General features: G+C 42.7%; 11 protein-coding genes and 1 pseudogene. 4 read left to right on the forward strand and 8 right to left on the reverse strand.

The genetic code is table 11. The features are described from left to right. Positions 1 to 120 precede the first annotated feature (120 nt). The 7 genes and pseudogenes from LC608_RS06330 to LC608_RS06360 form a co-directional block, all read right to left on the reverse strand. Positions 121 to 2,961: a DUF3131 domain-containing protein gene (locus LC608_RS06330; protein WP_229552721.1), complete on the reverse strand. Its 2,841-nt coding sequence runs from the start codon at positions 2,959 to 2,961 to the stop codon at positions 121 to 123. Further along, positions 2,958 to 3,122 carry a hypothetical protein gene (locus LC608_RS06335; protein ID WP_229552722.1) on the reverse strand — a complete coding sequence of 55 codons (165 nt, stop codon included), beginning with the start codon at positions 3,120 to 3,122 and terminating at the stop codon, positions 2,958 to 2,960. Before LC608_RS06335 ends, LC608_RS06330 begins: the two co-directional genes overlap by 4 nt. An 84-nt stretch (positions 3,123 to 3,206) precedes the next feature. Further along, complete coding sequence (locus LC608_RS06340; protein ID WP_229552723.1) at positions 3,207 to 3,386, reverse strand: hypothetical protein; 180 nt, start codon at positions 3,384 to 3,386, stop codon at positions 3,207 to 3,209. A gap of 129 nt (positions 3,387 to 3,515) precedes the next feature. Then, entirely contained in the window at positions 3,516 to 4,322 is an 807-nt protein-coding gene (locus LC608_RS06345; protein WP_229552724.1) for a calcium-binding protein, read from the reverse strand. Continuing rightward, positions 4,267 to 5,001 (reverse strand): DUF1565 domain-containing protein, encoded by a 735-nt coding sequence (locus LC608_RS06350; RefSeq protein ID WP_229552725.1) that lies wholly within the window; start codon positions 4,999 to 5,001, stop codon positions 4,267 to 4,269. Before LC608_RS06350 ends, LC608_RS06345 begins: the two co-directional genes overlap by 56 nt. Positions 5,002 to 5,036: 35 nt before the next feature. Next, the gene (locus LC608_RS06355) at positions 5,037 to 6,209 is read right to left on the reverse strand and encodes a right-handed parallel beta-helix repeat-containing protein (RefSeq protein WP_229552726.1); all 1,173 of its coding nucleotides are present in this window, start codon (positions 6,207 to 6,209) and stop codon (positions 5,037 to 5,039) included. 716 nt (positions 6,210 to 6,925) lie between these two features. Beyond that, positions 6,926 to 7,209: pseudogene (locus LC608_RS06360) on the reverse strand (IS66 family transposase); the annotation flags it as partial. Between the two features lie 239 nt (positions 7,210 to 7,448). Between LC608_RS06360 and hflX the strand changes: the two are divergent. The 4 genes from hflX (at position 7,449) to gshB (ending at position 12,186) form a co-directional block, all read left to right on the forward strand. Then, positions 7,449 to 9,149 carry a GTPase HflX gene (hflX, locus tag LC608_RS06365; RefSeq protein WP_229552727.1) on the forward strand — a complete coding sequence of 567 codons (1,701 nt, stop codon included), beginning with the start codon at positions 7,449 to 7,451 and terminating at the stop codon, positions 9,147 to 9,149. Positions 9,150 to 9,603: 454 nt separating this feature from the next. Next, positions 9,604 to 10,443: an XDD4 family exosortase-dependent surface protein gene (locus LC608_RS06370; protein WP_229552728.1), complete on the forward strand. Its 840-nt coding sequence runs from the start codon at positions 9,604 to 9,606 to the stop codon at positions 10,441 to 10,443. 259 nt (positions 10,444 to 10,702) lie between these two features. After that, positions 10,703 to 10,975 carry a glutaredoxin 3 gene (grxC, locus tag LC608_RS06375; protein WP_229552729.1) on the forward strand — a complete coding sequence of 91 codons (273 nt, stop codon included), beginning with the start codon at positions 10,703 to 10,705 and terminating at the stop codon, positions 10,973 to 10,975. Between the two features lie 236 nt (positions 10,976 to 11,211). Next, on the forward strand, positions 11,212 to 12,186 hold the full coding sequence (gene gshB / locus LC608_RS06380) for a glutathione synthase (RefSeq protein WP_229552730.1): 975 nt from the start codon (positions 11,212 to 11,214) through the stop codon (positions 12,184 to 12,186). Between the two features lie 298 nt (positions 12,187 to 12,484). Here the strand turns inward: gshB and ftsZ are convergent, their stop codons facing one another. After that, positions 12,485 to 13,801, reverse strand: a complete 1,317-nt coding sequence (ftsZ, locus tag LC608_RS06385; protein WP_229552731.1) for a cell division protein FtsZ — start codon at positions 13,799 to 13,801, stop codon at positions 12,485 to 12,487. Positions 13,802 to 13,830 lie beyond the last annotated feature (29 nt).

Raw genomic sequence — 13,830 nt, forward strand, 5'->3', positions numbered from 1 at the left:
TATTTCAATCAAGATGTAATAAGATTTCGCAAAATAGCCGGTCAAAAAGTTGTATGACTTTTAATGCCGATTAGCTTACTTTGTTGTAAGTGGAGCTGCTTCAGGTATGGGAAGACGTTCTTACTTTGTAATTTTTGTATCCCTTACTAACTTAGTATTTTCACTACCTGAAAGCCAGTAACTTCCAGTACTATCAGAAATTAACTTGGCTCGTTGTTTTGCAGTGTTGGGTAAACCTCGCCCTGAATCTCCCTTTGTAATTTCTTGCCACCAAGGAGATTTCATGCTGGTAGCTGGACGAATTAGGGGTTGTCCATTCATGACTTTGTACAGCAAGGATTGCAAAATCATACTGTTGGTGCTGCTGGTGAAACCAACTGCCGTTTTACCTGTGGCTTCATAGAAACCTTCATAAAATCCGACTAATGGATTGTATAAGTCAGTCGTTCCTTGCAGTAACTCTTGACTGTACTTATTTTCTGGAAGCAGGGCATGATACGCAAAAGCGACTGCTGTACTTACCAATCGCCCTTTTGGTACAGTTTGCCCGTCATCACTTAAGGCCACCCAAGACTCACCCCGCCCAGTAATTGTGCTGTGGACAGTATAAGGTTTACGATCAATTAAGGTGGTGGCTGAGGCTGTGAGAGTTCCAGTGCGATGGTAACGTTCAGCTTGCGCCTGAAAAATTGGTTCAAAGAGCGATCGCATTTGTGGATCTAGTCCAAACTCCAGTGCATAGAGTAAGAATGGATTGCTAACTGTGTATTGGTTTTTAGATTTAGTATCCGTGCGACGACGTTGGATTGGAACTTTCACACCCGCTACTGAGGCAGTTTGATATTCACCCCCAACAGCAGAACCATCAACATTAAATCCCCATAATTGAAAAGCACGAGCGGCATATTCTTCATAACCCAAGCGGGTTTCAGGATTGACGCGGGTATGCGATCGCCCATCTTCCTCTTTGGTGGTTGTAGCACTGGAAAGAATACCCTCACGTACCACACGCAAGTATGACCAATCCAGCACAATTTTATCTACGGCAGCCGTATACTCTGGATGACAAGTTTTTAAGTTGTAAAGCGCTGCCAGTATTCTGCCTAAATCTAAAGCTGACCAGCCGTTGCCTTCTGGAACTGGATTTCCACCATAATCTACTGATTGAAGCGATCTGGTATCATAACCCCGACTCGGCAATTCTCCTCCAAACAATGGTAACTTTGTCAAGGCTGCTAAAAGATGTCGGGTGCGCTGGTCAAATTCTTTAGGAGTAATTATATCGAGCGATCGCGCTGCATGGAGTGCTGCGAGATAATCTCCTAAGCCCCAGAGGGTTGCACCTTTGAAATCACTACGATCGTCTATCAGCCCACTCTTGGAGTGATAATTCGCTTGAAAGTATCGCCAAGCCGCCTCTGCATAACGCCGTTCAATTACTGACAGTGGTCGATCTAATTTGAGGTTAGATGAGGAATTGGGACTATCCACTGGTGGAATGGGTGCAACAGCCACTTCTGTAGGTTTAGAAGTATCCGCAGGGGTTGGGGTAGGAGTTGTAACAGGAGAATTCGGTTGATTTGCGGTAGGAGTTGTAACAGTAGAATCTGGTTGATTTGAGGCTGTTGCAGGAGAAGCATTTTCGCTGGGCTTGCCAGTAGATACAGTTACAGAACTAGAAGCAATTAAAGGGTGATTTCCCTTAGCTTTGTAGTATAAAATCTCCAAAATTAGCCCATTAGTATTACCTGTCAAAGCTTTATTGGGTTGTTTTGATTCTTCATAGATACCAGCATAGTAACCACTATCATCAGGACTGCGGAGATCCTTGACAGCATCAAAAACTTTTTGAGCATAAGCATTATCTGGAAAAAGATAGCGCCAACCAAAAGCAGCTTTGGTGCTGATGCTGCGAAACTGGGGATAAGGTTGATTGGCATCGGTGATTGTAGCCCAGTTTGCACCGTTAGCGTAGACGGTATTGTAGAGAAAATAAGGTGCTTGATCAATATTATCTTCTGTGACAGCAGTCAACTGCCCCGTGGTATCATAACGCCGTTTTTGCACATCTAAAACCCTGGCAGCAAAATCAGCTAACTCACCTTGCAAGCCAAACTCAATCCCATCAAGGATATAAGATTCACTAACAACGTAATTATTAGCGTTGGTGCTTTGAAAGTCACGGGTATCAACGGGAATTTGGACACCGTTAATTTCAACTAACTTGAACGGCTCAAAAGTAATAGCTTTTGGTGCAGAGAAACCCCAAAGTTGATAACCCCTTGCGCCATATTCTTCGTAGCCGAGCCGTCCTTCTTGCACCAATAATGTTGTGTTGTCTGGGAGAACAGTAGCGCCAAAAAGTTGTCCATCTTTGAGCGATCGCCCTACCTGCCACTTTGCTACAATTCCTTTTAGCCAGTCATTATATTGAGGGTGACAGGTGCGGATAACATCAAATGCAGCAAGTATTCGCCCGACATCCAAAGCAGACCAACCAAGACCTCGCTCGAGTGGGTTATTGCCATAATCAACCATTTGTGCATTGGCTGCGTTATAGACTTTATTAGGCAAAGTATCTTCAAATAACTTTAAGCTGTTGAGAGTTGTCAAAAACTTGTTGAGGCGTGAATCAAAATCTGCTTGGTCAGTAAGATTTAACCAGCGTGCAGCATTCAACGCCATCAGGTAATTCCCCATATCCCAGAGTGTACCAGAAGGATAACCGCCAGTAGAATTAGTAAATCCCGTTGCTGGCTGATAATTTTTGACAAAATACTGCCAAGCAGCACGAGCATAAGTTTGTTCTTCAGGAGTAAGCGGGGCTGTAATATTGCTACAGCTACTGGAATTTTGGGATAAAACTGGTGTCGGGATATAAAACAACAATTGCAGAAATGTCCCAATTAGGAACAATGCAATCCATCTCAACAGCTTTTGTTGACGGGGTTTGGATATCATAATGCAAAGAAGGAGTTAGGAGCGTCATAAGTGACAAATTTTTCGTTTTTGTCAGTATAATCACGCACTAACCAGTGAAATTCTTGCGCCGCTTTGATCCGATATTCCGTTGGATGGGTATGCTTGAGCAGTACTGCGAAGTAGGTGACGAGTGCGAACACAAAATTTTCCGGATCTAAGAAAATTGCAAACTCAGTCTAACCAAAGAAATAAAAAATTGACAAAAAAATGCTTAGGATGTTATTTTATTCACGTATTGAAACTCCAAAACCCTCAAAAATTTCTAAAGAGCGAATCGCAATACACTCGACTGATGCGATCGCTCTGTTGTGATATCCCTCTTCTGCCACTCTCCAAGAAATTTTGCCATTTCTGAATTCTAGAGCTTTTGTATACGAAGCGATGGCTTTGCCCGGCGCAGGCATCGCAAAATTTTTTCTAATAAATACAACAACCAAGTTTTTGTAATAGGATAGCCTGTATTGGTTGATTGATAAAGCTTCTAGAGATTTCCCTCCCCGCTAGTGACAGAAGAGGGATATCAAAAGACACAACTAAATAGTGATAAAAGTGGAAGGTTGAGCCGAAAGTATACTTGCAGTGACATTATCCAACTTCGCCAATACTTGATTGTCAGAACTATCCATAATGAAGGTTTGACTTCCTTGTTGCTGTATCAACAATTGACCGAACTTGAGACTACCTGACAACGCAAGCTTATCCTTACCTATTTCAAAGTCAGTAATGGAGTCGGTGCCCTCACCTAAAGCCAACACAAAGGTGTCAGCGCCATAACCCCCTGTAAGTACATCTTTGCCTGCCCCCCCATAAAGCCAGTCATTGCCTGCGCCCCCTAATAGTTGGTCATTGCCGATACCACCAAATAGCGTATCGTTTCCGTCGCCTCCGGAAAGTTGGTCATTTCCTAGATTACCTACGATAGTGTCTTGACCCCCCAACCCATAAATCTTGTTGGCTGGGGCATTGCCTTTTAGGTACTCAGAGCTATTAGTGCCATTAAGAAGAGAAATTTTGTTAGTAATAGAAGTCTTATTGGTCGCGGCTTCGTATACACCAGCATCAATCAATACACTGCCGATGCCATCGCCATCTAGGGGAGTATTCTTAGTGATGCTATTGAAGGCATTGGAACCAGCATCGATGGCAGGACTTCCAGGTTTGAGCCTAAAGTCATGATTCACCGCATCAACGAACAATGGGTCAATGCCTACAATGTTGTTTTTGCCTGTTCCTTTGAATGCCCCATTGCAAGCAAGATTATTATTGAATGAAATATTGCTGGAGTTATGTATTGAGGTGACTGAGTTCCCAGTTTTGGAATAAAAGATGTTGCGATCCATTGACCCAAGCCACTAACTGTTTGTTATCAAACGATTTGTTGCCTCGAACAATTATCCGGTAGTCTTTAATATTGTTATCAAAGTTCCACAACTCTAGAAAAGTAATACCCTGACAGCCAAAGGGTGAGTACCAAGCATTGCCAGATACTACATTATTTTCAACCACAATATAGTCAGCTTGATTTGCTGAAATTCCTCCACCAGGGAAGTTGGTTACGGTATTGTTTCTGATAATTACGTGGTGCGAACGCTTGTTTGTCCCTTTGATATAACTAACTGTAATCCCGTTCCCGGAAGTGGCCGGGTTATTTGTATTTTCTTTTTGCTCAAGTGCGTACTCTAAGGTAATCTCATCCCTTGCGCCAATGAGTGTCAGTCCCTCAATTACTATATAAGACGAACCTGTAATTGATACTGCATTCCAATTATTTTTGTGAGCTTCCAATATTGGTTTATGCCCAGGGCAGGCAGCGAACGTGATTGGCGCAGTAGCACTTCCATGCTTATCTGTAATACTCAGAATGCTAGTGTACTTGTTCGTGTATATACCATCCATTATATAGACGGTATCACCTGCAACTACTAAGTCTACTGCTTTTTGAAGTGTGCGGAATGCTGCTGCTTCACTCGCACCATCAGCTTTATCATTACCTATTCCAGAAACATAATACAAAGTCATTTGTTTTTAAGGGAGTAAGAATACTGTTGTACTCCCTAATCAATAATTCCTAGTGCTACTCCTCCAACAATTGCAGGGCTATTAGCTTTTAAACTAAAATCACCACTCCAAGGGCTTGTGAATAGCGGGTTAAGTCCAGTGATGTTATCAACGGCTTCATTTTTAGGTGTGATACCGTTATAAAAAAGATTGCCTTCAATTTCAAATCCAGTGGAATTCCAAGTACCAACTAGTGGCTGTCCACCTTTCCCAAAAAGAATATTCCCTTCAGCATTAGTATCATCAGAACCACTGATAACAAGTTCGGGCATTTTGATAACTTGTCCATTTTGATAAAGAGTGTTGTTTAGTACATCAACCTCACTATCAGCTTTGAAAATTTGAATACCTGAACCCCCATTCTTGTAAACTAAATTGTCTTCAATCAAGATTCCACCATCGTACTTGTTAGCCTTGGAATCACTACCTGTATAGCCACGGTCAATCATTATTCCGTGTCCTTCTGTAATCTTCCCCACGTTAACCCAAGGAACCAATTGTTTGTTATCAAAAACAGTATTATTTTTGATAACTACCTTAGTCTCAGTATTGTTGTCGGAATCCCACAGGTGCAGCATCGATATACCTTGGGTTCCAAAGGGGGAATACCAGCCATTTCCAGAGACAGTGTTATTTTCTATATTGATATAGTCTGATTCAATTGCTGATATACCACTCCCAGGAAACTTACTCACATTATTACCATCAATTGTGATGTGATGTGATCTATCCTTGCTTCCGTCTACATTGCGGTAGGTAATATTAATCCCATTCCCAGAAGTAGCGGGATTATTCAAGTTTGTTTTTTCGCTTAATGCCTGAGATAGTGTGATTTTATCTCGCGCACCTTTTAAAGTCAGCCCTTCAATCTCAATATAAGATGAGCCGGTAATAGCGATCGCATTCCAGTTATGACTACCTGCCGCTAAAACTGGTTTATGTCCTTCTAGCGCTTTAAAGACAATCGGCTTATCTGCTGTACCATTTTTATTATCAAGGCTAAGGATGTTTGGGTACTTGTTAGTGTAAGTACCATTCATGACGTAGACGGTATCACCTGCCTGCACCAAGTCTCCAGCTTTTTGGAGGGTGCCAAATGCAGCTCCTTCCTTCAAGCCATTATTTTTATCATTGCCTGTTCCAGAAACGTAGTATGTTTTGCCAGCCATGAGATTAACTCCGAATATTTGTAAAGTGAATTGGTAGTACGTTCTCAGCAATAAACTATGTTGCTAAGTAGTTATTTGAATGGATGATTTATCTAGTTTTTAAGACAGTCGCAGTTGTGCGATGGCGTACCCGTCCGCCGTAGGCGATCGCGACTTAGAATCGCATCGTTTGTAGAAAACTGTTATAAAAATGAAAATTTTTATCCTATTAACCTTTGATGGTTAAAGTAGGGATGTCGATACCGTCAATCGTTAGTGTTTAATTGAAAGTGATCGGACAATTTGCACGCAGACAAGGCAGCGCAAAGCCGGAGACTTTTCCTGTCATCTCTGCGCTTGTTGAGCGTTCAAAGTTGAATTGGTTGAAACTTTAGTAGGTTTACCCCTTAACTTAAGGGAACTAATGTAACAACTTAGTCGAACCTGTTGTAAGCGGTGTAACTGAGCCTGGTGAACTCATGTATTAAAACTAACCTTTACACAAGGGATATAAATCAGTAAATATTCTGAATGTAGTTATTTTTTTTACAACAAAGGCAAAAATTTTATGGAGATGTCGTGGTGGAGTCCTGTTAATTTCCAGAGTGATATGGGAGTGGAGAGGGTTTTGTGCAAGGATTTGATGAAGTTTATCTAAAAATTTTTAAAGAAGCGATGCTTCCCGCAATGTAGGACACAAAGAAAGAAATAAGAAGCCAAGAAAATTTGGCGTAGCCTCACAAAGAAATGGTATGAGAATTCGCCAGTGGTGCTTGGACAAAGAAATCAATCACAGACCGACCTTGACGGCGACAAGTCTGCACCACCGTCAACAAATTAGTAGTGTGTTGAAACCGCTCCATTGAACGGGAACCACCACTAACCTTACGTTTGTTTTGTCATAGCCAGTCCGTTGTGAGCGTTCGGCTTGATTATTATCAGGAGGGACTTCAGGGTAGTCAAGAAAATACCACCATTGAGAAGCTTTATCACGCAAAGAACGTAAAAGGTGGCTAGGTGTATCCTTGTTTGTAGGGAAGGGATTGGAGGCTAGGTCTCTATTAAACTCAACTGAGAACCGCTATAGCCTCAAATTAATACCTCCGCGAACTAATCCACGATGCATCCCTCAAAAGAGAGAGATAGGAGCCTAAACCCTGTTATAAAATAGACATATAAGGATTCGGGGGACCATTTAACTGGTCATAAACGCCTATAGAAACTATTTTTGGAAATCTCCAAGGTTTAAAGTCCAGCCAGATGAAGCAACTACAGCGACTGTATCACCAGCGTATACCTGGCGATCGCATCACCACGTCCGAGTTTTCCCAGCGTCTGGCAGCAATAAGTACAGAAGTCAATCAGCCTGTGTGCGCCTACATCAACCGTCGCGGACAAGTGATTCGCGTCGGGGTAGGTACACCGCGTCAAACACAAATACCACCTCTAGAATTGCCCCGTTACGGAGCAGAACGACTCAGTGGTATTCGTTGCATCGCCACCCATCTCAAGCCAGAACCGCCAAATGAGGCGGCACTCACGGCTATGGCACTGCAACGCTTAGATGCCCTAGTAGTGCTAAACATTACTGGAACAGGATTTACACGACGGGGAGGTGGTGCGACTGGGTATGTCAAAGAAGCTTATCTAGCTCATCTGATACCCCAAGAGTCTCGCACGCTGATTACTAGTCCTGCTGCTTTCAAAGTAGAAGAGAGCCAAATTCAATCCCCAAGCTGGAGTATATCGCCACCTCTGGGCTTGGATGATCTGGCAGAACAGGATTTAGTAGACTTGGTAGAAAATCTGGAAGCGGAATTCCAACGCGAATTTGTCGCCCAGGAAGTAGATTCTGACCACGATCGCGTGCTAATTGTAGGGCTAATGACCAGTGAGATAACCCCCCTACAATTCCAAGACACCCTAGTGGAATTGGCGCGTTTAGTTGATACAGCTGGGGGAAATGTATTACAGACAATACGACAAAAGCGATCGCGCATTCATCCCCAGACAGTAGTTGGCGAAGGTAAGGTGCAAGAAATTGCCCTAACTGCCCAAACACTAGGAGTCAACCTCGTTGTCTTCAACCGTGATCTCTCACCCTCCCAAGTCCGTAACTTAGAAATGCAAATTGGTATCCGGGTGGTTGACCGCACCGAAGTAATTTTGGATATCTTTGCCCAACGGGCTCAATCCCGTGCTGGTAAATTACAAGTAGAACTAGCACAGTTAGAATACATGCAGCCGCGACTGGCTGGTAGAGGTCGCACCATGTCCCGATTGGGTGGTGGTATCGGAACTCGTGGCCCTGGTGAAACCAAACTGGAAACTGAACGCCGTGCCATTGGGCAGCGCATTTCTCGACTACAAAAAGAAGTAGACCAGTTGCAGGCACATCGTTCGCGGTTACGACAGCGACGACAGCATGAAGAAGTTCCCTCAGTGGCTTTGGTTGGATATACCAACGCTGGCAAGTCTACTTTGCTGAATGCTCTCACAAATGCAGAAGTTTATACAGCCGACCAGCTATTTGCCACTCTCGATCCTACTACCCGCCGCCTGGTAATTCCTCATGGCGAAGCTGATAAACCCCAAGAAATTCTGATTACAGATACAGTAGGGTTCATACACGAATTGCCTGCATCTTTAATGGATGCCTTCCGCGCCACTTTGGAGGAAGTCACAGAAGCTGATGCCCTACTACATTTGGTGGATTTGTCTCACCCAGCTTGGTTGCGTCATATTCGCTCAGTTAGAGAAATCTTGGCGCAAATGCCAATAACTCCTGGCCCAGCGTTAGTTATTTTTAACAAGATTGATCAAGCCAATAGTGAGACACTAGCTTTAGCTAGAGAAGAATTTCCCCTAGCGGTGTTTATTTCTGCTAGTCAGCGTTTAGGATTAGAAACGTTACGGCAGCGTCTTGCCAAGCTGATTGAATATGCCGTTGACTGTAGTTAAAACTTGAGTTGCGAATTCAGTGCCAACATCTTAGATATTAGTGTTCTAAATTTTTAACTTTGGGGAAGGCGATTTCGCCTTCCCTTCTTCGTTTAATCTAAAATCTCCTGCTATGAGTGGAAAACCATCAGCTTTTATTGTGAAGCGAATTACCAATCTTCCATATAAATTAATTGATTAAATAAAAAATTTTGAAAAATAGAAGCTTAATTAATCGAGCTGATTATACATACTTTAAGTTCAAAGCCTTTTTAAGTGTAAATACTGGAAATACCTAAAAACTTGTTAAAAAATACATTGTTTCTTTCCAGCTTAAAGTTTTAGTTAACCTTAATGCATAACGTAGACAAGCAATGGTTTCTTATGCCAATTTATACATGAGTAATTATCAATAAAAAAGTTCTCTTAAGACGTTTTAAATGCCTTAAATAGAAAGCAAAGGAGTTTCAAGCAAGTGTCTCAACTATATTCCAAGAAGATAGTAGGTTATGCGGCCTACTGTATATCAACATTAGCTGTGGTTATTTCGCAGATGCCAAGAGCAGATGCAGCCTCCATGACTTTCTCAGCCACAGGTACTAACCCAATATCAGGTGGAAGCAGTACAGTCCTTTCGGCAAAAGCTGTCTTTGATAATTCAATTGCAGGTCAGTTTCAACTGACCCTTACTAATACAGGCCCAGGTGCATCCGCCCCTTCTGATGTTCTAACAGGAATCTTCTGGGATTATGCTGGATCTCCCTTAACAAACTTAACCTTGTCTTCAGCCAAAGCTCCAACTGTAATCAAGAATAATCTAACTACCGGAACTAATGTCGATCTTACCAAAGTGGTACAAGGAAAAAATACAAGTGTTGAATGGGGTTTTGCTAAGACTACCGCTAGTACTGGACTTGGTGGCGCTGCTGGCGTAGCTAACCCAGTAACTCAGCACTACGGTATTGGTACAGCTGGTTTTGGCATATCACCTGGTTTCGGCCTTTCAGGTGGACAGCAATTCAATTACGGTATTATTACTGGTTACGATAGTGCAAATCCAGCAGTAAGTGGGGGGACTTTTGTAAAGAACTCTGCCACATTCGTTTTCTCAGGGCTACCTACTGGCTTTGATTTAACAAAGATTCAGAATATTCGTTTTCAGTATGGTACTGCTTTAAATGAGCCTAGTACTTATTATATTGCTCCACCAGCTCCACCTAAAAGAGTACCTGAGTCTAGTGCAACAGTTGCTCTTGGTTTATTTGCTCTAGGTGCGCTGAGGGTTGCCAAGAAAAAGCCTCTAGTCTCAGCTTAAATGAGAACTTGAGTACTAACTGACAACTGAGTTACGCTTTATAAGCAATTCTCACAATTAGATAATAGTCACCCTGTTTTTTAACAAAACTGGTATAAACATAATATTTTAGTCAAGAATCCAGACTTTATCTCTTGACTAATTTTTTTATATAAACCAGGTTAGCGCCTTCTAAGGATAAAGACAAACCAAGATAAGGTGTCTAGAGTCAGTGGCAAAGTTCTAAAATTAAAAAGTATTAAATCAATTTGAGAACATTATGGCTGCCAAAGTAGAAATTTACACTTGGAGGACTTGCCCCTTTTGCATTCGTGCCAAAAGTTTGCTGAAGAACAAAGGGGTTGAATTTATCGAGTACAGCATTGATGGAGATGAGGCAGCCAGAAATAAAATGGCTCAAAGAGCAAATGGACGGCGCTCCGTACCTCAAATTTTCATCAATGATGATCATGTTGGTGGTTGTGATGATATCCACGCTTTAGACAGTCAAGGCAAGCTAGATGAGCTACTAACTTCTAGCAAGAGCGTATAGATTGAGAAAATATTGCTAGAAGCTAGCGACAAGCCGCTACACACGGCAGTCGCCACAACTCTAGAGAGCTACGCACTGCCTTGTTTACAGGCTTTTTTCTCATAAAAGCCATATCTGTCCACAAGACTTTATCCACCAGTTTCCACTCAGCAGTACATATATACGTCAATTGGTGAGAGCATCAAGAGATAATAATTGAATAACCATTTAATTTCTTGGTGATTGAGGTATAAAGGGTGAAACTGGCTTTTATCATTGATCCCATCCATCTGCTTGACCCGTGTCATGATACCAGTGTTGCGCTAATTGAAGCAGCGCAAATCCTGGGACACGAAGTTTGGGTGACTCAGGCAAATTTGCTGAGTATGGTGGAGAGCAAAGCTTGGGCTGTCCTACAGCGAGTCGAACTTGTACCAGTACAGTTGGTGAAGGGACGCTGGGTAGCGGCGAATCCTTGGTATAAGTTGAGCGATTCCTGCTTAACTTCTTTAGAGACAATGGACGCCGTATTTATGCGGACAGATCCACCTGTCAATGATTCCTACCTCTATGCCACGTACATTCTGGATTACATTGACCAAAATAAAACCCTGTTGATTAACAGTCCTAGCGGCATTCGAGGGGCAAATGAAAAAATGTACGCCCTCCAGTTTACTAAAGCGATTCCAGAAACCATTGTCAGTGCTGATAAGCAGTTTATCCGGCAATTTGTCGAAGCAAAGGGAGCTGCGGTTCTTAAACCACTGGGTAACAAAGCTGGCGAAGGTATTTTGTTTTTGCAATCAGGCGATCGCAATTTTAACTCTATTGTCGAACTCAGTACCCTCCAAGGTCGAGTGCCTGTAATGGTGCAAACCTATTTACCGGAGGCAAAAGAAGGAGATAAGCGAATTATCCTACTCAATGGGGAACCAATTGGTGCGCTCAATCGCCTCTCTAGCGGAACTGATTTTCGCAATAACATGGCTACTGGTGGCACAGTAGCTCAAACCGAAATTACCCCAAGAGAGTATGAAATTTGTACTCAAGTAGCCGAACGGTTACGCCAAGACGGCTTAATTTTTGTAGGTATTGATGTTATTGGTGGCTACTTAACTGAAGTTAACGTCACTAGTCCTACTGGAATTCGTGAGATTGATCGCCTAGATGGTACTCACCTTGGTCATCAGGTTATTCAATGGCTTGAACAGACAGTAGAAAGCAAAAAATAATTTAAATTTATTTTTGCTTCGAGTTTTGGGGGTTTGTAGTAAGCACGCTTTGTGCTTACTACATCAGTTTATTTGTTCCAAAAGCATAGCTGGACATGTGAGCCACCAGACTCCTGCCCAAGTTAATTTTATTTGTATAAAGTAGCGTTAACAAGTTTTTACCCATTAGCAAGATTGGGGATGGCAACAGATTGCTTACCCCTGCTCTTAGTAAAACACTGGAACTAGCAGATTTTCTACAGCACTCAGCCTAACCTGAGACTGCTAATTTAATCTAAAACCTCAAATCCAAAATCTTTTAATTCCGTGGTGTACGTCGGTTTCTCAGAAAATCAGGTATATCTAATCCTGGTTTTTCTTTCGGTTCTGGAATTGGAGTTGGACTTGGAGTTGAAGTTGGAGCTGAGGTTGGGGGATTAACAGCTGGTTGCTGTGTTGTTGGTCGCTTCGAGGTATTAGGTGCTACTCGAACGTTAGCCACGCTTTGTTGTACCGCAGCTTGCACTTCACCTGTAAAGCCGGTGGCAATTACAGTAATTCTTACCTCACCTTGGAGTCTGTCATCAATTACAGCACCAAAAATAATATTAGCGTTGGGATCAACTACTTCATAAATTGCTTCTGCGGCTGCATTCACTTCATGCAAAGTGAGGTCAGTACCACCAGTAATATTAAAGACTACCCCTCTGGCACCTTCAATAGAACATTCTAGTAATGGTGAAGAAATAGCTGCGATCGCAGCTTCTCTGGCTCTAGATTTTCCAGAGCTAACGCCAATTCCCATCAATGCCGATCCCGCATCTGCCATCACAGCTCGGACATCAGCAAAGTCAACGTTTACCAAACCGGGGATCGTGATGATATCAGAAATACCTTGCACCCCTTGACGCAGTACATCATCTGCATAACGAAAAGCTTCTTGCACAGGTGTTTGTTCGGGGATCACTTCCAGCAGTTTGTTGTTGGGGATAATGATCAGTGTATCTACCCTACTTTTTAGTCCTTCAATACCTTGTTCCGCTTGGCTGGTACGGCGACGTCCCTCAAAGACAAATGGACGTGTGACTACACCAACAGTGAGAGCGCCCATTTCCTTTGCTACTTCTGCCACTATCGGCGCTGCACCTGTCCCAGTACCACCCCCCATACCAGCAGTGATAAATACTAGGTCTGCACCCTCTAAAGCTGTAGCAATTTCGTCTCGTGATTCCTCTGCTGCCTTTTGACCAATGGCAGGATTACCACCTGCTCCTAAACCCCGTGTTAGCTTCTGTCCAATTTGTAATCTACTGGGAGCGCCAGCTAAGGTAAGAGCTTGGGCATCAGTGTTAATTGACCAAAACTCTACACCAGAGACATCAGATTCGATCATGCGGTTAACGGCATTCCCACCGCCACCACCTACACCAATCACTTTAATGTTGGCAACCCGGCCAGGAACAATCTCGCCAATTCGGCTATTTTCCGTAGAAATCTTCTTATTATCGTGATTTTGTCCGAAGTTCAACCCAGAGTTATTAAAGGGATTGGTCGAGTTAACTGCCAGAGAAAACCCCGGTTGTCCCGTAGATTGGGAATTTTTATAGTTAAGTCCTTGGTTATTATCAAGTGTCATTGGATTTGTCAAAGGGTAGATAAACGACT

Origin of the sequence: Nostoc sp. XA010, from assembly GCF_020829625.1 — a bacterium.
Lineage (GTDB): Bacteria > Cyanobacteriota > Cyanobacteriia > Cyanobacteriales > Nostocaceae > Nostoc.

Coding starts and splice junctions, on each gene's coding strand:
- ftsZ (WP_229552731.1), bottom strand. CDS start 13,801: ATGACACTTGATAATAACCAAGGACTTAACTATAAAAATTCCCAATCT.
- LC608_RS06330 (WP_229552721.1), bottom strand. CDS start 2,961: ATGATATCCAAACCCCGTCAACAAAAGCTGTTGAGATGGATTGCATTG.
- LC608_RS06340 (WP_229552723.1), bottom strand. CDS start 3,386: ATGCCTGCGCCGGGCAAAGCCATCGCTTCGTATACAAAAGCTCTAGAA.
- hflX (WP_229552727.1), top strand. CDS start 7,449: ATGAAGCAACTACAGCGACTGTATCACCAGCGTATACCTGGCGATCGC.
- LC608_RS06350 (WP_229552725.1), bottom strand. CDS start 5,001: ATGACTTTGTATTATGTTTCTGGAATAGGTAATGATAAAGCTGATGGT.
- grxC (WP_229552729.1), top strand. CDS start 10,703: ATGGCTGCCAAAGTAGAAATTTACACTTGGAGGACTTGCCCCTTTTGC.
- LC608_RS06355 (WP_229552726.1), bottom strand. CDS start 6,209: ATGGCTGGCAAAACATACTACGTTTCTGGAACAGGCAATGATAAAAAT.
- LC608_RS06345 (WP_229552724.1), bottom strand. CDS start 4,322: ATGGATCGCAACATCTTTTATTCCAAAACTGGGAACTCAGTCACCTCA.